Genomic DNA, 16,141 nt, shown 5'->3' on the forward strand with positions numbered 1-16,141 from the left:
GCCCATGACGAGCGGCTCCGGTCCCATCCGCGTCCTCATCGCCGACGACCAGCAGATGGTCCGGCAGGGGTTCGGGCTGCTGCTCGGACTGAGGCCCGGCATCGAGGTGGTGGGGCAGGCGGTGGACGGCCGCGAAGCCGTCGCCCTCACCGCCGAACTGGCCCCGGACGTCGTGCTGATGGACATCCGCATGCCCGTGCTCGGCGGCATCGAGGCCACCCGCCTGGTGACCGCGGGGCATCCGGACGTCAAGGTGCTGGTCCTGACGACCTTCGACCTGGACGAGTACGTGTACGACGCGCTGCGCGCCGGAGCCTCAGGGTTCCTGCTCAAGGACGCCTCCGCCGACCAGCTCGCCGAGGCAGTCCGGGTCGTCGCGGCGGGCGACGCGCTGCTCGCGCCCGGCATCACGCGCCGGCTGATCGCCGAGTTCTCCCGCCTCGACCGCTCCCGGCGCACCCCGCTCCCGCGCCGGGTGTCCGAGCTGACCGAGCGGGAGACGGAAGTGCTCGCACTGATCGCCCGGGGGCTGTCGAACGCGGAGATAGCGGAGGAGCTGGTGGTGGCCGAGCAGACGGTGAAGACACATGTGGGCCGGATTCTGGTGAAGCTGGGGCTGCGTGACCGTACCCAGGCGGCGGTGTTCGCGTACGAGTGCGGGCTGGTACGGCCGGGCGGCTGAGTTTCGCTCGCTCATGGGACGGGTGGGGATGAAGGGGCGTCGGCGCGCGTCGCGGGGTTCTGCGGTGGGGCCTGTTGAGCGTGGTTCCGCGTCCGCTTCCCGGTCTCTCCCCCGCCGCGAACGAAACACCGTCGGTGCCTGGGGTGGTGGGGTCTTGGCGCAGGATGGCCGGCCGCGCTAGGCCGCGGTCTCCGGCCCGGCCTCCCATGGCTCGCCCACCGGCCGAGTCAACCCCTCCCCCGCCCTCAACCGCCGACCGGGCTCCGTCTCGTCCAGCTCCCACTGGTACCGGCACTCCTCGCAGCGGACTCCGTCCACGAGCACCTCGTCCTCGCCGTTCGGGCAGTCCGTGCCGTCCCCGCGCCCCACACACACTTCCCGCATGTCTGCCATGCCTTAGACCGTGCGATGCCCGTACCTGGTTGGAGGAGGGGGCAGGACGGGGCGCACGAGCGCTCGCGGCGGGCAGTACGCCCCAGGACAGGTCAGGAACCGCAGCCGCTCGCTCTCAGTCTGAATGCACGACCGGCTGATCCCGGAGTCGTAGGGGGCGCTGAGCAGGGCAGGGAGGTACCGCCCGTGCCGCCCGGCAGGAACACTCCTGTCGCGGCCAGGCACGCGGAGATCAGGTCGAGGACACGGCGAGAGCCGTCTTCAGCGTCCCGGGCGAGCAGGAAGGGCTGTCGCTGCTCGCGCTGCGCTCCGCCGCTGTCGCTGAGGGTGCTGGGTTGCGGCGGCGCCCCGGCGCGAGAAGCTGGTAAGTGGGTGGCATGGGGAGCCGGCTCTGACCTGTGCGCAGCCCTCTGGCACGCCTGTGGAGCCGAAGGGACGGCGATCACTGATGAGCTCGAACAGGGCGGTGGCGTACATCAGGCCGGGAACGGTCGAGGTCAGAAGCATCGACTACCCGAAACTCGAACTTCAGGACGGGCCCGGGGTGGCGCCCGAGAACATCGGCCGCAAGTGCCCGCACGGCGTGATCCTCAAGATCCTCGCCACGAACATCTGCGGCAGCGACCAGCACATGGTGCGGGGGCGCACGACGGCGCCCGAGGGTCTGGTGCTCGGACACGAGATCACCGGCGAGGTCGTCGAGAAGGGGCCGGACGTCGAGTTCATCGAGGTCGGCGACGTCGTCTCCGTACCGTTCAACATCGCTTGCGGGCGGTGCCGCAACTGCAAGGAGGGGCAGACCGGCATCTGCCTGAACGTGAACCCCGCACGCCCCGGCGCGGCCTACGGCTACGTGGACATGGGCGGCTGGGTCGGCGGCCAGGCCGAGTACGTGATGATCCCCTACGCGGACTTCAACCTGCTGAAGTTCCCGGACCCCGACCAGGCGCGCGAGAAGCTCCTCGATCTGACCATGCTGTCGGACATCTTCCCGACCGGATTCCACGGCGCGGTCACCGCGGGCACGGGCGTCGGCTCGACCGTGTACGTCGCGGGTGCCGGACCGGTGGGGCTGGCCGCGGCGGCGTCGGCGCTGCTGCTGGGCGCCGCGGTCGTCATCGTCGGCGACCTCAACCCCGAGCGGCTCGCCCAGGCGCGCGCCTTCGGCTGCGAGACCGTGGACGTCTCCCAGGGCTCCGTCGAGGACCAGATCGCGCAGATCCTCGGCGTCCCCGAGGTCGACGCCGCGGTCGACGCGGTCGGCTTCGAGGCACGCGCGCACGGCCCCGACGCCGGGGAGGCGCCCGCGACCGTGCTCAACTCGGTCATGGGCATCACGCGGGCCGGCGGCGCGGTCGGCATCCCCGGGCTGTACGTCACCGACGACCCCGGTGGCGTCGACGACGACGCCCGCAGCGGAACGCTGAAGATGCGACTGGGTCTGGGGTGGGCCAAGAGCCTCGCCTTCACGACGGGCCAGTGCCCGGTGATGCGCTACCACCGGGGCCTGATGAACGCGATCCTCAACGACCGGGTGCAGATCGCGAAGGCGGTCAACGCCACCGTGATCGGGCTGGACGACGCACCGCGCGGCTACGCCGAGTTCGACCAGGGGGCGGCACGGAAGTACGTGCTCAACCCCAATGGCGCGCTGGACGACGCGCAGGCGGCTTGATACGACGCCGCTCGAGACAGGGTTGCTTCTGGGGGCGCCGCGCGGCTGCACGGGGCGGAGTGTTCAGCCCCGTGCGGCCGTCGCCGGTGTCGCCCGCGGGGTGGGCCGCAGCGACCAGGGGCAGACCTGAAGGCATGGAGACAGAACCCGTGCTCAGTGCCGTCGTCATCGCATGCGTACCTCTCCGGGAAGCGTGACGTTGTCCGGGCGGCAAGGGAGAGTGACCGTGACGCAGATGCAGGACGTGGGACGGATCGCGGCGCAGGAGGGTCTCACGGACGCTGATGTCGAGCGGGCCCGGGCCGACACCCCGGGCTGTGCCAAGGTCATGCACTTCAACAACGCGGGCGCCTCCCTCATGCCCCGCCAGGTCCTCGACGCGTCCGTCGGTCATCTTCGCCTGGAGGCCGACATGGGTGGCTACGAGGCGGCCGCCCACGCGGCTGAGCGCATCGAGTCGGTGTACGACTCGGCGGCGCGGCTGCTGGGCTGCGACCGGGACGAGATCGCCTTGCTCGACAACGCCACCCGGGCCTGGGACATGGCGTTCTACGGCATCCCGTTCCGGCCCGGGGACCGCGTGCTGACCAGCAGGGCCGAGTACGCGAGCAACTTCATCGCCTACCTCCAGGTCGCCGAACGGACCGGCGCCCGGATCGAGGTCGTACCCGACGACGAACACGGCCGACTCTCCGTCGAGGCCCTGCGGTCGCTGATGGACGAGCGGGTACGGCTCGTCTCGATGACGCACGTGCCCACCAATGGCGGGCTCGTGAACCCGGCGGTGGAGGTGGGGAAGGTCGCGCGCGAGGCGGGCGCGCTGTATCTCCTCGATGCCTGCCAGTCGGTGGGACAACTCACCGTCGATGTGCGGGAGATCGGTTGCGACATGCTCTCCACGACGGGGCGCAAGTACGTGCGCGGCCCCCGCGGGACGGGACTGCTCTACGTCCGCAGGGAGGTGCTCGACCGGCTGGCCCCACCGACTCTGGATCTGCGCGCAGCGACGTGGACAGCCGCCGACCGGTATGAACTGCGCCAGGACGCACGCCGGTTCGAGACCTGGGAAGCCGACTACGCGGCTCGTCTCGGGCTGGGCGCGGCCATCGACCACGCACTCGGCTGGGGACTGCCGCGTATCGAGGCACGGGTGACCCGGCTGGCCGAGGCGCTGCGCGGCCAACTGGCCGAGATCCCCGGCGTCACCGTACGCGACCGGGGTGTTCGGCGCTGTGGCATCACGACGTTCACCCTGGACGGCGTGCCGGCCGAGCAGCTCAAGTCGGCGCTGGCGGCACGCGGGATCAATGTCAGCGTGTCCCGCAGGGATTCGACCCGGCTCGACATGGACGGCCGTGGGCTCGACGAGGTCGTCAGGGCGTCCGTGCACTACTACAACACGGAGGAAGAGGTCGCCGCGCTCGTCCGTACCGTGCGGAAGTGCGGCTCGGGCACAGCGGGCCTCGGGGGTCGCGCCCCGGGACCGACCTTCTCACCGACACCATGAGCGAGCGGGCGGGCGCGCGGCGGGGCATGTGACTTGGGTGGACGCGCGGTAAGGGCGCACCGCCGTGCCCTCGCAGGCGCACCGCCCGCCACCTCCCATGCCGCACTGCCGCGCGGACCATTGGGCCGTCGGTGTACGTGTCCTCAAGCCGACGGCTCCGGTGGCCGATACTCGCGCCGGACACGAACGTGCGAGAAAGGCAGAGCAGCGTGGCACCTGAAACGGCGGGCCGGGCGATGGACACGGTCGCTTGCGCGATCGACGAGCTGCGGGCAGGACGGCCCGTCGTCGTGGTCGATGACGAAGACCGGGAGAACGAGGGCGACCTGGCGATGGCCGCCCAGTTCGCGACCGCCCAGATGATGGGTTTCTTCATCCGGCACACCAGCGGACTGATCTGCGCCCCGGTGAGCGGAGAGATCGCCGACCGGCTGCGGTTGCCCCTCATGGTGGAGCCGGCCGAGGACGCGGACCCCGCCGCGACGACGGCCTACACCGTCTCCGTGGACGCCGTGGGCACCGGTTCGGGCATCTCGGCCGCGGACCGGGCGACGACCGCGCGGGCCCTCGCCGACGCGTCGACCCTCGCGGACCAACTCATCCGCCCCGGACATCTGTTTCCGCTGCGGGCCCGGCCCGGCGGTGTCGCGGAACGGCGCGGCCACACCGAAGCCACCGTCGACCTGCTGCGGCTGGCCGGGCTCGCGCCCGTGGGCGTGATCAGCGAGATCTGTGAGGACGACGGTTCCCTCGCCGGTTCCGAGAAGCTGCGCGGGTTCGCGGGCGAGCACGGCCTGGCCCTGATCTCCGTCGAAGCGATCGCCGAGAGGCTGCGCGACCCGGCCGCGGCGGCGGTGTGAGCGAGGTGCTGCGGGCGACGGTGTTCGACCTCGACGACACCCTGATCGACACGGCGGACGCATGGGGCCGCGCATGCGGTGCCTTCACCGCCGCCCACGGTCATCGCTGGCGCCCCGAGGACGGTCGGGCCCTGCACGGCAACGGCCGGTGGGCCTCCTACGTCGCGGGGCTGTGCGGCGGCCGGGTGGACGCGGGCGACGTCGTCGAGGCGTGCACCGACGCGATGATCGCCGCCTGCGCGGCCGGCCGGGTACGGGCGCTTCCCGGAGCCGTCGCGCTGGTCCGCGCGGCCCGCCGGCACGGCCCCGTCGCGGTGGCCACGGCCAGTCCCCGCCGCTTCGTCCACACCGCGCTACGCCACCTCGGTCTCGCCGAGCTGATGGATGCGGTGGTGTGCGGTGAGGACGTCACCCGGGCCAAGCCCGCTCCCGACCCCTACCTGCACGCGGCGACCTCGCTCGGGCTTGACCCGGCCCATTGCCTGGCCGTCGAGGACTCCCCGGACGGCATCCGCTCCGCCGCGGCCGCCGGACTCCCCGTCCTGGCCATCCCCCGCGACGGCATGGTGCTGCCCGCGGACATCGCGCACCTGCCATCCGCCCACGCCCTCGACACCGTACGGGCCCTGCCGATCCTCACCGAACTCCTCGGCCGGTCCGTCTACGAACGCGTCGCCGAGCCGGACACCGTGGGCGGCCGGTAGTACGCCACCACTCGTGCGCGCCGGAGGGCACTCCATCCCGGAAGAAGCTCGTACGACACGACCGGCTGGTCCTCGTGACGTGACGGCAGAAGGTCAAGAATGTCTCGTCAATGGGCGGGCCTCCGCCCGAACGCCGAGCAGGAATCCAGAAGGGGCCACAGCTTTCCATGGGCAACCTCAAGACAGTGCCCACCACCTTGACTGCCGTCAACTTCGTCTTCGTCACCGCCCGAGGCGGCCTGGACGAGACGTTCGCCGAAGAAGTCCGCTCGGTCCAGAAGTTCCTGGTCCAGCACGAGGCCGACTCGGCGAAGAAGGCCGCGCTGTTCATCGACGACCAGGTGCCGGGCTCCGGCAACGACGCGGTGGCCAAGCGACGTCTCGTGTGCGTGGGAATGTGCGTCGACCCGAAGTACTTCGTCGCGCTGCGCACCCCTTTCCGGGAGCACGCGCTGTGCGGGCAACAAGCGCACAGCGTACGGGAGATGCTGCGCAAGCCCGACCACGAGCGCGCCCTTCTCGACAACCGCACGGCCATGCTGGGGCACATGGCCGCGAAGACCCTGGACGGAGCCTCCTACATCGGGCTGCTGGAGGTGGTCGACACACGTCTCGACGTGGCCATTTGGGTCGCTCTGCCGGGCGACAAGAAGGACTTCCTCACGATGCACGATCTGAATGAGGAGCAGGACACGTGGTGACGTGAAGACCGCTCCCGCGTTCGCCGTGCCAGGGCGAACATCGTGAGTGAGGGGGCGCACCCGCTCAGTCGGCCGAAGTGCTCCGCCCCGCCTCGCGCGCCCCGGCGAGGGCTCGCTGCCTGAGGTTGCCGCCGAACAGCTGAATCGTGGTGGCGGCCAGGATGTCATCCGTGCCGATGGTCCGGCTGTCACCCCTTCTGGCGGACGGAGTTGGGAGGGAATCCGTGAGAGACAGGGCAGGGGCCGGTTCGCCCGGCATCCCCAGGGTGGTCGTGCCGAAGCGTCTGACCCCGCCCTCTCGGACGACCATGGCCGCGTCCCGGGCGAGGTCCGTCAGGAACGCGCTCGCGATTCCGTCCAGGTCGCGGACCATCGCCGGGACGGCCGTCGCTCCCCGGCTCCACAGCAGCTTCTTCACGCCGACCTCGAACCTGTGGGCGCCGGCCACGCCGCTCGCTCTGCGCGACTGCCTGCGCTTACGCCTAGGCACGATGACACCCTCGGCGTCGTACAGGACGCCGGTCAGGCCGTGAAACGTCGGGCTGTGGTCGTACCACCTCACCCCCACCTCCAGCTCGACGTTGCGGTCGATCGCCGAGAGAAGGTCCCTGGGAATCAGCTTCGTCCGGGCTTCCTCCCCCGCCGCTCTCCGCGCGCCGTCGATGATCTCCGTCAGCACTGTCCGCGTCACCGACGCCGCGGCCCGCGCGGCCGGCCGAGAGACGTGCAGCGAGGTCACGTCCCTGAACACCGCCCTGACGAGAGCGGACTTGAACGGCGAGGTGTCCGGGACCGAGGCGGTCCGGGGAACACTGCGCTGAGGGCGCGCGGGCTGTACGGCGGTCATCGGAAGAAACGCTCCCTGCTGTCGGGGGTGTTCAGAGGACCACACTTCACCACGCGGGTCCGCCCTGTTCCCTCCCCCGCCCCCCCCGTGGTTGTTCGCTCGCCTGCGGGACACGGGTGCGATCGCGGCGGCGGACCCCGCCTGGTGCCGCCAGGTCTTCCTCGCCCTCCTGCACGAGGTCAACGACCTGCCCGTGGACTCACCGTCCCTCCCCTTCTCCGCGAACGGAGGCGAGACGGGGGCGAGAGTCGACCTGCTCGTCCGCACCACGCTCGGCGCACTCGGCGGCAGCCATGCCGGGACAGCCCTCCCGCTCGACGGTGAGCGCGCGTCTGACGGATGACGCGGCAGGGTGTCGGGCACGAAGGGCCGGCCACAGGCCGGCGGAGTCGGATGCCAGGTCGCCCCTCCGCCCTACTCCGGTGCCGAGAAACCACCGATGCTCTGCTCCAGCAGTTCGGCCAGCCGCAGCGGGGTGCGGTCCTCGTACATCGGGCCGATGACCTGCACGCCCACCGGCAGGCCGTCGGCCGACGGGCCCGTGGGTATGGCGGTGGCGGGCAGGCCGGGCATGGTGGCCAGCCCGGCCCAGACGAGCTGGTCGAGGTACGGGTACGTGACGCCGTCGATGTCGATCCGGCGTTGCAGCAGGTCAGGGGTGTGGTCGTGTGGGAACGCGGGAGTTGGCGTGATCGGGCACACCACGGCGTCGAACTCGGCGAAGAGCTGCCGCCAGCCGTGGCGGTGGAGCTCGCGGCGGTCGTTCGCCTCGATCCAGTCGCGGTGGCTGAACGCCATCCCTCGCAGCCGCGCCGCGTCGAGGCTCCGGTCGTCCGCGCTCAGTCCGGCGGCGCGGGTCCTTAGTTGCTCGTACGCCTCGGCGGGATAGCGGGCCACGGCTCCCGAGAACAGCAACTGCGCGTAGAGGGTGGCGGCTTCAGCCAGGTCGGGCAGCAGCGGAGTGCGCCGTTCGACGCGGGCACCGCCGTCGGTGAGCGCGTCGGCCACCCGCTGCACTCCGGCCCGTACGGCCGACCCGGTCGGAAGGAACGGATGGTCGTCGAGGACCAGGACCCGGAAGCCGTCCAGCCGCTCGTGGCGCGCGGGCGGCAGGGTCACGGTGTGCGCCAAGCCGAGCGTCAGGGGGTCCGGCCCGGCCATGACGTCGAGCAGGAGCGAGAGGTCGCGGGCACTCCGCGCCATCGGGCCGACGACGGCAAGGTCGAGGTCGACCGGCAGTGCCGGGGTGGCGGGCGGCACCATGCCCCGGTTCGCCACCAGGCCGAGGGTCGGCTTGTGCGCGTAGACACCGCAGAAATGCGCGGGGGTGCGCAGCGAGCCGCCGATGTCGGAGCCGATGGACAACGCGCCGAACCCGCACGCCAGGGCCGCCGCCGAACCACCGGAGGACCCGCCCGGCGTGCGCCCGTGATCCCACGGATTGGTGGTGGTGCCGTAGATCTCGTTGTAGCTCTGCAGGTCCTGCAGCCCCAGAGGCACGTTGGTCTTGCCGAGCACCACCGCGCCCGCGGCCTTGAGCCGCGACACCTGCACCGCGTCCTCGGCCGGTACGAAGTCCCGGTGCGCCGGGTTGCCCCAGGTCGTGGGCATCCCGGCGATGTCGTACGACTCCTTGACCGTCACCGGGACGCCGAGCAGCGGCCCGCCCTCACCACGGGCGCGCGCACGGTCGGCCTGCCGCGCGGCGGCCCGCGCGCGGTCGAAGTCCGGCACGCAGATCGCGTTGACCACCTTGTCGTCCCGCTCGATACGGGCGATCGCGTCGTCGGTCAGCTCCAGCGAGGTCACTTCGCCGGTACGCAGGGCGGCCGTGAGTTCTTCCGCCGTCGAAAACTTGGTGTCCATGAATCGAACGTACTGACCTCGGGGTGAGGTCATAAAATGCCGGTTCACACAACGGGGATTGGCGTCTCAACACGTCAGGAACTCCCCAACTCCGCCTGACCAGCGGCCGGGTGATTCGCGACGACCGGGCGTGAAGCCCGGCCATGCGCCATCAGCCCTGGAGTGAGAGCCAGTCCGTATAGCGGGTCGCGGCGAGGTGGGCGTTCTCGTCGGTGAGGACGTCGCCCTTGACCACGGCGAACATGCCGGCGGTGGGGTCGTTCACGACGGTGCGGTCGTCGCCCTTGTGGGACAGGGTGATCCGGCCCAGCTCGTCCAGGGCGAAGATCTCGGGGCCGGCGATGTTGCGGATGCCGTTCAGCGGCGCGCCGGTGGCGACCTCCGCCACCGCGGCGGCCACGTCCTTGGCGGCGATCGGCTGGATCGGAGTGGCGGGCAGCCGGACGGTGTCGGCGTCGGCGGTCCAGGACATGACGGCGTCGATGAACTCCATGAACTGCGTCGCCCGGACGATCGAGTAGGGGACCGGTCCGGCCGCGAGGAGGTTCTCCTGGAGTGTCTTGGCGCGGTAGTAGTCCAGCTCCGGCACCTGGTCCGTGCCGACGATGGAGAGGACGACGAAGTGGCCGACTCCGTTCTTCCCCGCCGCGGCCAGGAGGTTGTCCATCGAGGTCTGGAAGAACGTCGGGGAGGCGTCGTCGAAGGTCGGGGAGTTCGTCAGGTTGACGACGACGTCGGCTCCCGCCATCGCCTCGTCCAGTCCCTCGCCGGTGACGACGTCGACCCCGGTGGACTTCGAATGGGGTACCGCCTCGTGTCCGGCGGCGTTCAGGTCCGCGACGACCTGCGAGCCGATCAGTCCGGTACCGCCGATGACTGCGATCTTCATGAGTCTCCCTTTCCCAGGAATCATGCGGGTATATACGGCATATAGGACGCACGCGGGGGCGGCAACACGCACCTGGAGCAGCCAGGGCGTGGCGCGGACGCGGCGATGTCAGGCGCCGCCCATGAAGGTGACCGTCTCGCCCAGCGGGGCGCGGCCGGTGCGGGCGTCACGCGCCGCGGCGTCCTCGAACCCGATCGACATGCCGCAGAAGAGCATCAGCTCGTCCGGGGGTGACAGGACCTCCGCGACGGTCCGGTGAAACTTCGCCCACGCCATCTGCGTGCAGCTGTGCAGCCCCTCGGCGCGCAGCAGGAGCATCACGGTCTGCAGGTACATGCCGACGTCGGACCATTGCGGTCGGCCGAGATCGCGGTCGATGTAGCAGAACAGGGCGGCGGGCGCGCCGAAGCAGTCCCAGTTCGCCGACGCGGCCCGCTGGCGCGCCTCGACGTCCTCGCGGGCGATGCCGAGCGCGCCGTATCGCTGCTCACCGAAGGCGGACCGGCGCTCGCGGTACGGGGACTTCAGTGACGGCGGGTACTGCTCGTACTCCGGCTCGTCCCAGGGGTCGCCCGCGGCGAGGCGTTCGCCGGCGCGCTTCTTGATCTCGGCGAGGGGTGCGCCGGTCACGGCGTAGACGTGCCAGGGCTGGAGGTTCGACGCGGAGGGCGCCCAGGCGGCTGCGGAGAGTACGCGCTCCAGCGTGTCCGCCGGGACCTCCCGGTCGGTGAACGCGCGCACCGCCCGTCGGCTCGCCACTGCCTCGTACACGTCCATGATCGTCCCAATCCTCGTTCGCTCGACGCCCTGCTTCCGTAGCGAGTACGACGGTATCACTCAATACCATCTCGTGTTTAACTATCGTCGAGCACGAATCCCCACCCCGGGCCTCCCGCCCGGTCATCGCACTTTGGAGAAGGTCCATGGCCACGCTGCTGCACATCGACTCGTCCGTGTTTCCCGACGAGGCGTCCTCGTCCCGTTCGGTCACGGCCGCGTTCCGCGAGACCTGGGAGGAGCAGCACCCTCAGGGCAGGGTGATCTACCGCGACCTGGCCGCCGACCCGGTCCCGCACATCACCGCTGCCGCCTGGTCGGCCGGATACGCCGCTCCCGGCGAGCGCACCCCGGAGCAGTCCGCCGCGTTCGCGGCGCGCGAGAAGCTCATCGAGGAACTGGAACAGGCGGACGCCGTCCTGATCGGCGCCCCCATGTACAACTTCTCGATCCCGTCGACCCTCAAGGCGTGGCTGGACAGCGTCCTGCTGCTCGGCCGCACGGCCGGTGAGGCACCCTCCGCGCAGGGGACGCCGGTGGTCGTCGTCGCCAGTCGCGGCGGCTCCTACGCGCCCGGAACCCCGCGCGAGGGCTTCGAGTTCGTGCAGAACTACCTGGAGGCCACGCTCAAGGACACCCTTGGCCTGGATCTGGAGTTCATCGTCCCGGAACTCACCATGGCGCCCCGCAATGCGGCCATGTCCGCACTCGTCCCCCTCTACGAGACCTCTCGCAAGCGGGCTTTCGACGACGCGGCGATCAAGGCCAAGGAGCTCGTGGAACGTCTCGTGGCGTGATCCCCTGGCCGTAGGTGCCGTGCGACGCTCCGGGGCCCGCCCTCACGGGGCGTCCACGGCAACAGCCCTCGAAGCCGGGCGGGCGGGGGTGCCCTACGCCTCCCCGTCCGAGGGGTGGGCGATACGGGTCAGCAGATCCGCCAGCTTCTCGGGCTCGCCGGGGCCCAGGTCGGCGACCAGGCGCTCGGCCAGCGGTTCCGCCGCCACATGGGCCGCGTCGAAGAGTTCGACACCCTGAGGCGTGATCTCCACGGCGCGCACCCGCCGGTCCCCCGGCACACTCTTACGGACGGCCAGCCCGCGCCGCTCCAGATCGTCGACGATCCTCATGATGCCCGCCTTGTCGGACCCGGTGGCGGCCGCCAGGTCCCGCTGAACCGTGGGTCCACGATCGACGAGCACGATCAGCACGGCGAAATGGCGCAACTCGATGCCGAGCGGCCGGAGCGACTCCTCCATCACGGCGGCCGCGCGCCAGTGCGCCCGGCGCAGCAGCAGGCCGAGGGCGAAGGGCGAGGTGTCCCCGGGGCGGTCGGTGACGCGCGAGGGGGCGGCGGGCGTGGCGTCGGCGGGCATGGGGCCAACCCTACGCCGTCCGCTCATCCGAGACGGTATCGCCTGAAACGAGGTGAGAGCCGGCCGCGGGGGCGTCGTTCACGTGGTCCTGACGCACGGGCTTGACGGCTCGGACGATCGCGGAGTGCATGGCGTCGGGGCTCGCAGGGGCCTGAGCTTGCATCGATGTTCTTCGATCCAAGCTTGCGTCCTGGATCGAAGAACATCAACATAGAAGTATGTCGAAACAAGATGTGGTCCTCCTCGGCCGGGACGAGGCGGCAGCGTGTTGCCCGACCCTGCTGACCGCGCCCATGGACGAGGAGCAGGCGGTCGAACTGGCCAAGGTGTTCAAGGCCCTCGGGGACCCGGTGCGGCTGCGGCTCCTGTCGATGATCGCCTCACGGGACGGCGGGGAGATCTGCGTCTGCGACCTCACCCCCGCGTTCGACCTGTCGCAGCCGACCATCTCCCACCACCTGAAGCTGCTGAAGCAGGCCGGTCTGATCGCCTCGGAACGGCGCGGGACGTGGGTGTACTACCGGCTGCTGCCCCAGTCCACCGAGCGGCTCGCCGCCGCCCTCACCCGCCCCGCGGGCGGGAAGGCCGGGACGACCGCGTGAGCGCGGACATGGAAGCCGGTCCGGTCGCCGGGCGGCTGTCGTTCCTGGACCGGCTCCTCGCGGTGTGGATCCTGGCCGCGATGGCGCTCGGCATCGGCCTGGGCCGCCTCGTGCCGGGCCTGGGCGACGCGCTGGGCGAAGTGACGGTCACCGGGATCTCGCTGCCGATCGCGCTCGGGCTGCTCGTGATGATGTACCCGGTGCTGGCGAAGGTCCGCTACGACCGCCTCGACACGGTGACGCGCGACCGGCGGCTGCTGATCCCCTCACTGGTGCTGAACTGGGTCGTCGGTCCGGCGCTGATGTTCGCGCTCGCATGGATCTTCCTGCCCGATCTGCCCGAGTACCGTACCGGGCTGATCATCGTCGGCCTGGCCCGCTGCATCGCCATGGTCGTCATCTGGAACGACCTCGCCTGCGGCGACCGCGAAGCCGCGGCCGTCCTCGTCGCCCTCAACTCCGCCTTCCAGGTCCTGGCCTTCGGCCTTCTGGGCTGGCTCTACCTCGACCTGCTCCCCGGCCTGCTCGGCCTGCGGCGCACCGCCCTGCACGTCTCCGCGTGGGAGATCGTCCGTTCCGTACTCGTCTTCCTCGGCATCCCGCTGCTCGCCGGATTCCTCACCCGCCGGACCGGCGAGAGGACCAAGGGCCGCACCTGGTACGAGACGAGGCTGATCCCCCGCATCGGTCCGTTCGCCCTGTACGGGCTGCTGTTCACCATCGTGGTGCTGTTCGCCCTGCAGGGCGATGCCATCACCTCCAAGCCCCTGGACGTCGCCCGGATCGCGCTCCCGCTGCTGGTGTACTTCGCGCTGATGTGGGCCGGAGCGATGGCCACGGGCCGTGCGGTCGGCCTGGGCTATCCGAGGGCGGCCACGCTCGCGTTCACCGCGGCGGGCAACAACTTCGAACTCGCCATCGCGGTCGCCGTCGCCACGTTCGGAGCCACCTCCGGTCAGGCACTCGCAGGCGTCGTCGGCCCGCTGATCGAGGTCCCCGTCCTCATCGGGCTCGTCCATGTCGCCCTCGCCGTCCGCCGGTACTTCCCCCAGCCCGCTTCGGCGACCGGCAGGATCGCCACCCCGGAAGGTCACGCCCATGCCTGAGAAGCCGAAGCCGTCGGTCCTGTTCGTCTGCGTCCACAACGCCGGCCGTTCCCAGATGGCGGCCGCGTGGCTCACCCATCTGGCGGGCGGCGGCGTCGAGGTCCGCTCCGCGGGCTCCGCCCCGGCCGCCGCGGTCAACCCGGCCGCCGCCGAAGCCATGCGCGAGGCCGGGATCGACATGTCCGCCCAGATGCCCAAGGTCCTCACCGTCGAGGCGGTCCGGGCCTCCGACGTCGTGATCACCATGGGCTGCGGCGACACCTGCCCCGTCTTCCCGGGCAAGACCTACCTCGACTGGGAACTCGACGATCCGGCTGGGCAGGGCGTCGACGCGGTACGTCCCATCCGGGACGAGATCGAGCGGCGCGTTCGGCGGCTGCTCGCCGAGCTGCTGAACATGCCCGCGTGAACTGGGGGTTCGCCGGGCGCCTCGTCCCCGCGTGCGACGGGCACTGCCCGCTCACTCCTCCGCGACGCGGATGATCGTCTTCCCCGGAGTGCGCTTGTCCGGGGCGAAGGCGGAGGGCGTGTCGGCGAGTGGCCGGACCGCGCCGATGATCGGCTTCAGGCGTCCGTCGCGCACACGCCTGGCCAGGTCGGCCAGGCGGAGGCGGTCCGGTTCCACGACGAAGAAGACGGCGCGTGCGTCGCGCGGATGGACGGTGACCGGTTCGGCGATGGTGACCAGGGAGCCGCCGGGGCGTACCAGTGCGGCGGAGCGTTCGAGGATCTCGCCTCCGATCACGTCGAAGACGACGTCCACCTCACCGACGTCCTCCAGTTTCTCCGCCTGGAGGTCGAGGAACGCGTGCGCGCCCAGGGCCAGGGCGGTGTCGCGGTCGCCGGACCGGCCGGTGCCGATCACCCGGGCGCCGGCCTCGCGGGCCAGTTGCACGGCGAGGGAGCCGACGCCGCCCGCGGCACCGTGGATGAGTACGCTCTGGCCGGTGAGCAGGTGGGCGTGGTCGAACAGGGCCTGGTAGGCGGTGAGTCCGGAGATCGGCAGCGCGGCGGCCGTGACGTGGTCGACGTCGGCCGGGAGCGGGGCGAGGTTGCGGGCCTCGACCGCCGTGTACTGGGCCAGTGAGCCGTTGCGGGTCCAGTCGGTCAGACCGAACACACGCTGTCCGACGGTCAGGCCGGTCGTGCCGTAGCCGAGTTCCGTGACCACGCCGGACAGCTCGTGGCCCGGCACGCTCGGCGTGCGGTCGCGGCCGGCCCGGTCGGTCCAGGTGCCGGGCCAGGTCAGTTCGCCCGGGGTGAATCCGGCGGCGTGGACCTTCACGATCACGTCGTTCTCGGCGGCGTGCGGGTGCGGCAGCTCGGAGAGCGTCAGGCCGCCGATGCCGGCGTCGCGGTCCTGGACGGTGATGGCTTGCATGGGAGGTTCCGCTTCCTGGTGAGAGCCGCCTGTCGCGCTTTCGGGGCAGCCGAATCCGGCCGCCCCGAAAGAAGGGTCGATACGACGATCAGTCGCCGATCGCCGACTTGTACCCGGCGGCGTCCAGGAGGTTGTTCAGCTCGCTCTGGTCGGAAGGCTTCAGCTTGAAGATCCACGAGTCGTAGGGGTCTTCGTTGATCAGCTCGGGACTGTCCGAGATTTCCTGGTTGACGGCGACGACCTCTCCGCTCACCGGGGAGTAGATGTCGGACGCGACCTTGACCGACTCGACCACGCCCGCGGCCTCCTCGGCGGCGATCACCCGGCCGACTTCGGCGAGTTCCACGAACACCACGTCGCCCATGGCCTTCTGCGCGTGATCGCTGATCCCGACGGTGACGGTGCCGTCGGGCTCCAGGCGGGCCCACTCGTGGGACTCGGCGAATCGCAGGTCTGCCGGGATCAGCGACATGTCTCACCTCTCTGCGGTGGCTGTCGCACGGGTCGGTGGTGACCACGTGCGGGTGCAGTCCATCGTCATGATCCGCAGAGCGCTCGGCGCCATGCCACGAATGTGCCGCCTTCATCCGAACGAGTCGCCGTGGAGCTGTGGACTGACGTGTCGGAGGACGGACTCGCGTTCCTTGCCGCCGGGACGGGTGAGCGGGGGTCGGAGCGGGCCGCTCGTGCGGCCTGCTCCCCCCCCCCGAAGGTGAGTTGGCCGGCCGGGTGGGCGGGGTGTTGGTGAGGTGCCGGGGGAATCCGCTCGGGCGGGCAA

19 protein-coding genes are annotated in these 16,141 nt (G+C 70.9%); 11 read left to right on the forward strand and 8 right to left on the reverse strand.

Annotated elements, in window-relative coordinates; genetic code table 11:
* Positions 1-4 precede the first annotated feature (4 nt).
* Entirely contained in the window at positions 5-682 is a 678-nt protein-coding gene (locus tag ABZ898_RS27730; RefSeq protein WP_361664503.1) for a response regulator transcription factor, read from the forward strand.
* Positions 683-859: 177 nt separating this feature from the next.
* Here the strand turns inward: ABZ898_RS27730 and ABZ898_RS27735 are convergent, their stop codons facing one another.
* On the reverse strand, positions 860-1,075 hold the full coding sequence (locus ABZ898_RS27735) for a hypothetical protein (protein ID WP_361664506.1): 216 nt from the start codon (positions 1,073-1,075) through the stop codon (positions 860-862).
* Between the two features lie 448 nt (positions 1,076-1,523).
* On the opposite strand from ABZ898_RS27735, the gene fdhA reads away from it, so the two are divergent.
* From fdhA to ABZ898_RS27760, 5 genes are all read left to right on the forward strand, one after another.
* Positions 1,524-2,750 carry a formaldehyde dehydrogenase, glutathione-independent gene (gene fdhA / locus ABZ898_RS27740; protein ID WP_361664508.1) on the forward strand — a complete coding sequence of 409 codons (1,227 nt, stop codon included), beginning with the start codon at positions 1,524-1,526 and terminating at the stop codon, positions 2,748-2,750.
* Positions 2,751-2,985: 235 nt separating this feature from the next.
* Positions 2,986-4,257, forward strand: coding sequence for an aminotransferase class V-fold PLP-dependent enzyme (locus ABZ898_RS27745; RefSeq protein ID WP_361664559.1), 1,272 nt, complete (start codon positions 2,986-2,988; stop codon positions 4,255-4,257).
* Between the two features lie 209 nt (positions 4,258-4,466).
* Positions 4,467-5,117 carry a 3,4-dihydroxy-2-butanone-4-phosphate synthase gene (gene ribB / locus ABZ898_RS27750; protein ID WP_361664511.1) on the forward strand — a complete coding sequence of 217 codons (651 nt, stop codon included), beginning with the start codon at positions 4,467-4,469 and terminating at the stop codon, positions 5,115-5,117.
* Positions 5,114-5,821: an HAD family phosphatase gene (locus tag ABZ898_RS27755; RefSeq protein WP_361664514.1), complete on the forward strand. Its 708-nt coding sequence runs from the start codon at positions 5,114-5,116 to the stop codon at positions 5,819-5,821. The genes ribB and ABZ898_RS27755 overlap by 4 nt, the downstream gene beginning before the upstream one ends.
* Positions 5,822-6,006: 185 nt before the next feature.
* A complete protein-coding gene (locus ABZ898_RS27760) occupies positions 6,007-6,522 on the forward strand; it encodes a hypothetical protein (RefSeq protein ID WP_361664517.1) in 516 nt (171 codons plus the stop codon).
* A gap of 64 nt (positions 6,523-6,586) precedes the next feature.
* Here the strand turns inward: ABZ898_RS27760 and ABZ898_RS27765 are convergent, their stop codons facing one another.
* Complete coding sequence (locus ABZ898_RS27765) at positions 6,587-7,369, reverse strand: hypothetical protein (protein ID WP_361664520.1); 783 nt, start codon at positions 7,367-7,369, stop codon at positions 6,587-6,589.
* 91 nt (positions 7,370-7,460) lie between these two features.
* Here ABZ898_RS27765 and ABZ898_RS27770 point away from each other — a divergent pair, with 91 nt between their 5' ends.
* Positions 7,461-7,712 carry a hypothetical protein gene (locus ABZ898_RS27770; protein WP_361664523.1) on the forward strand — a complete coding sequence of 84 codons (252 nt, stop codon included), beginning with the start codon at positions 7,461-7,463 and terminating at the stop codon, positions 7,710-7,712.
* Between the two features lie 71 nt (positions 7,713-7,783).
* On the opposite strand, the gene ABZ898_RS27775 is transcribed toward ABZ898_RS27770, so the two are convergent.
* From ABZ898_RS27775 to ABZ898_RS27785, 3 genes are all read right to left on the reverse strand, one after another.
* Positions 7,784-9,235 (reverse strand): amidase, encoded by a 1,452-nt coding sequence (locus ABZ898_RS27775; RefSeq protein ID WP_361664526.1) that lies wholly within the window; start codon positions 9,233-9,235, stop codon positions 7,784-7,786.
* Positions 9,236-9,386: 151 nt separating this feature from the next.
* On the reverse strand, positions 9,387-10,124 hold the full coding sequence (locus ABZ898_RS27780) for an NAD(P)H-binding protein (RefSeq protein WP_361664529.1): 738 nt from the start codon (positions 10,122-10,124) through the stop codon (positions 9,387-9,389).
* Between the two features lie 108 nt (positions 10,125-10,232).
* Positions 10,233-10,901, reverse strand: a complete 669-nt coding sequence (locus tag ABZ898_RS27785) for a nitroreductase (protein ID WP_361664532.1) — start codon at positions 10,899-10,901, stop codon at positions 10,233-10,235.
* A gap of 146 nt (positions 10,902-11,047) precedes the next feature.
* Here ABZ898_RS27785 and ABZ898_RS27790 point away from each other — a divergent pair, with 146 nt between their 5' ends.
* A complete protein-coding gene (locus tag ABZ898_RS27790) occupies positions 11,048-11,698 on the forward strand; it encodes an NAD(P)H-dependent oxidoreductase (RefSeq protein ID WP_361664535.1) in 651 nt (216 codons plus the stop codon).
* 93 nt (positions 11,699-11,791) lie between these two features.
* Here ABZ898_RS27790 and ABZ898_RS27795 read toward each other — a convergent pair whose 3' ends face one another.
* Positions 11,792-12,274, reverse strand: coding sequence for a MarR family winged helix-turn-helix transcriptional regulator (locus ABZ898_RS27795; RefSeq protein WP_361664538.1), 483 nt, complete (start codon positions 12,272-12,274; stop codon positions 11,792-11,794).
* A 218-nt stretch (positions 12,275-12,492) separates the two neighbouring features.
* Between ABZ898_RS27795 and ABZ898_RS27800 the strand changes: the two genes are divergently transcribed.
* The 3 genes from ABZ898_RS27800 to ABZ898_RS27810 are packed head-to-tail and all read left to right on the forward strand — an operon-like array spanning position 12,493 to position 14,391.
* Complete coding sequence (locus ABZ898_RS27800; protein WP_361664541.1) at positions 12,493-12,876, forward strand: metalloregulator ArsR/SmtB family transcription factor; 384 nt, start codon at positions 12,493-12,495, stop codon at positions 12,874-12,876.
* 8 nt (positions 12,877-12,884) lie between these two features.
* Complete coding sequence (gene arsB, locus ABZ898_RS27805; protein WP_361664562.1) at positions 12,885-13,982, forward strand: ACR3 family arsenite efflux transporter; 1,098 nt, start codon at positions 12,885-12,887, stop codon at positions 13,980-13,982.
* Positions 13,975-14,391 carry an arsenate reductase ArsC gene (locus ABZ898_RS27810; RefSeq protein ID WP_361664544.1) on the forward strand — a complete coding sequence of 139 codons (417 nt, stop codon included), beginning with the start codon at positions 13,975-13,977 and terminating at the stop codon, positions 14,389-14,391. Before arsB ends, ABZ898_RS27810 begins: the two co-directional genes overlap by 8 nt.
* A 51-nt stretch (positions 14,392-14,442) precedes the next feature.
* Here the strand turns inward: ABZ898_RS27810 and ABZ898_RS27815 are convergent, their stop codons facing one another.
* Both ABZ898_RS27815 and gcvH read right to left on the reverse strand, forming a co-directional pair.
* Positions 14,443-15,363, reverse strand: a complete 921-nt coding sequence (locus tag ABZ898_RS27815) for an NADP-dependent oxidoreductase (protein ID WP_361664547.1) — start codon at positions 15,361-15,363, stop codon at positions 14,443-14,445.
* An 88-nt stretch (positions 15,364-15,451) separates the two neighbouring features.
* A complete protein-coding gene (gene gcvH / locus ABZ898_RS27820) occupies positions 15,452-15,835 on the reverse strand; it encodes a glycine cleavage system protein GcvH (protein WP_361664550.1) in 384 nt (127 codons plus the stop codon).
* Positions 15,836-16,141: the final 306 nt, after the last annotated feature.

Source organism: Streptomyces sp. NPDC046860 (assembly GCF_040645115.1).
GTDB lineage: Bacteria > Actinomycetota > Actinomycetes > Streptomycetales > Streptomycetaceae > Streptomyces.

Bases quoted from the DNA above. Each gene is read 5' to 3' on its own strand.
- ABZ898_RS27730 (WP_361664503.1), top strand. From the start codon at position 5: ATGACGAGCGGCTCCGGTCCCATCCGCGTCCTCATCGCCGACGACCAG.
- ABZ898_RS27735 (WP_361664506.1), bottom strand. From the start codon at position 1,075: ATGGCAGACATGCGGGAAGTGTGTGTGGGGCGCGGGGACGGCACGGAC.
- fdhA (WP_361664508.1), top strand. From the start codon at position 1,524: ATGAGCTCGAACAGGGCGGTGGCGTACATCAGGCCGGGAACGGTCGAG.
- ABZ898_RS27745 (WP_361664559.1), top strand. From the start codon at position 2,986: ATGCAGGACGTGGGACGGATCGCGGCGCAGGAGGGTCTCACGGACGCT.
- ABZ898_RS27765 (WP_361664520.1), bottom strand. From the start codon at position 7,369: ATGACCGCCGTACAGCCCGCGCGCCCTCAGCGCAGTGTTCCCCGGACC.
- ABZ898_RS27775 (WP_361664526.1), bottom strand. From the start codon at position 9,235: ATGGACACCAAGTTTTCGACGGCGGAAGAACTCACGGCCGCCCTGCGT.
- ABZ898_RS27780 (WP_361664529.1), bottom strand. From the start codon at position 10,124: ATGAAGATCGCAGTCATCGGCGGTACCGGACTGATCGGCTCGCAGGTC.
- ABZ898_RS27785 (WP_361664532.1), bottom strand. From the start codon at position 10,901: ATGGACGTGTACGAGGCAGTGGCGAGCCGACGGGCGGTGCGCGCGTTC.
- ABZ898_RS27790 (WP_361664535.1), top strand. From the start codon at position 11,048: ATGGCCACGCTGCTGCACATCGACTCGTCCGTGTTTCCCGACGAGGCG.
- ABZ898_RS27795 (WP_361664538.1), bottom strand. From the start codon at position 12,274: ATGCCCGCCGACGCCACGCCCGCCGCCCCCTCGCGCGTCACCGACCGC.
- ABZ898_RS27800 (WP_361664541.1), top strand. From the start codon at position 12,493: ATGTCGAAACAAGATGTGGTCCTCCTCGGCCGGGACGAGGCGGCAGCG.
- arsB (WP_361664562.1), top strand. From the start codon at position 12,885: ATGGAAGCCGGTCCGGTCGCCGGGCGGCTGTCGTTCCTGGACCGGCTC.
- ABZ898_RS27810 (WP_361664544.1), top strand. From the start codon at position 13,975: ATGCCTGAGAAGCCGAAGCCGTCGGTCCTGTTCGTCTGCGTCCACAAC.
- ABZ898_RS27815 (WP_361664547.1), bottom strand. From the start codon at position 15,363: ATGCAAGCCATCACCGTCCAGGACCGCGACGCCGGCATCGGCGGCCTG.
- gcvH (WP_361664550.1), bottom strand. From the start codon at position 15,835: ATGTCGCTGATCCCGGCAGACCTGCGATTCGCCGAGTCCCACGAGTGG.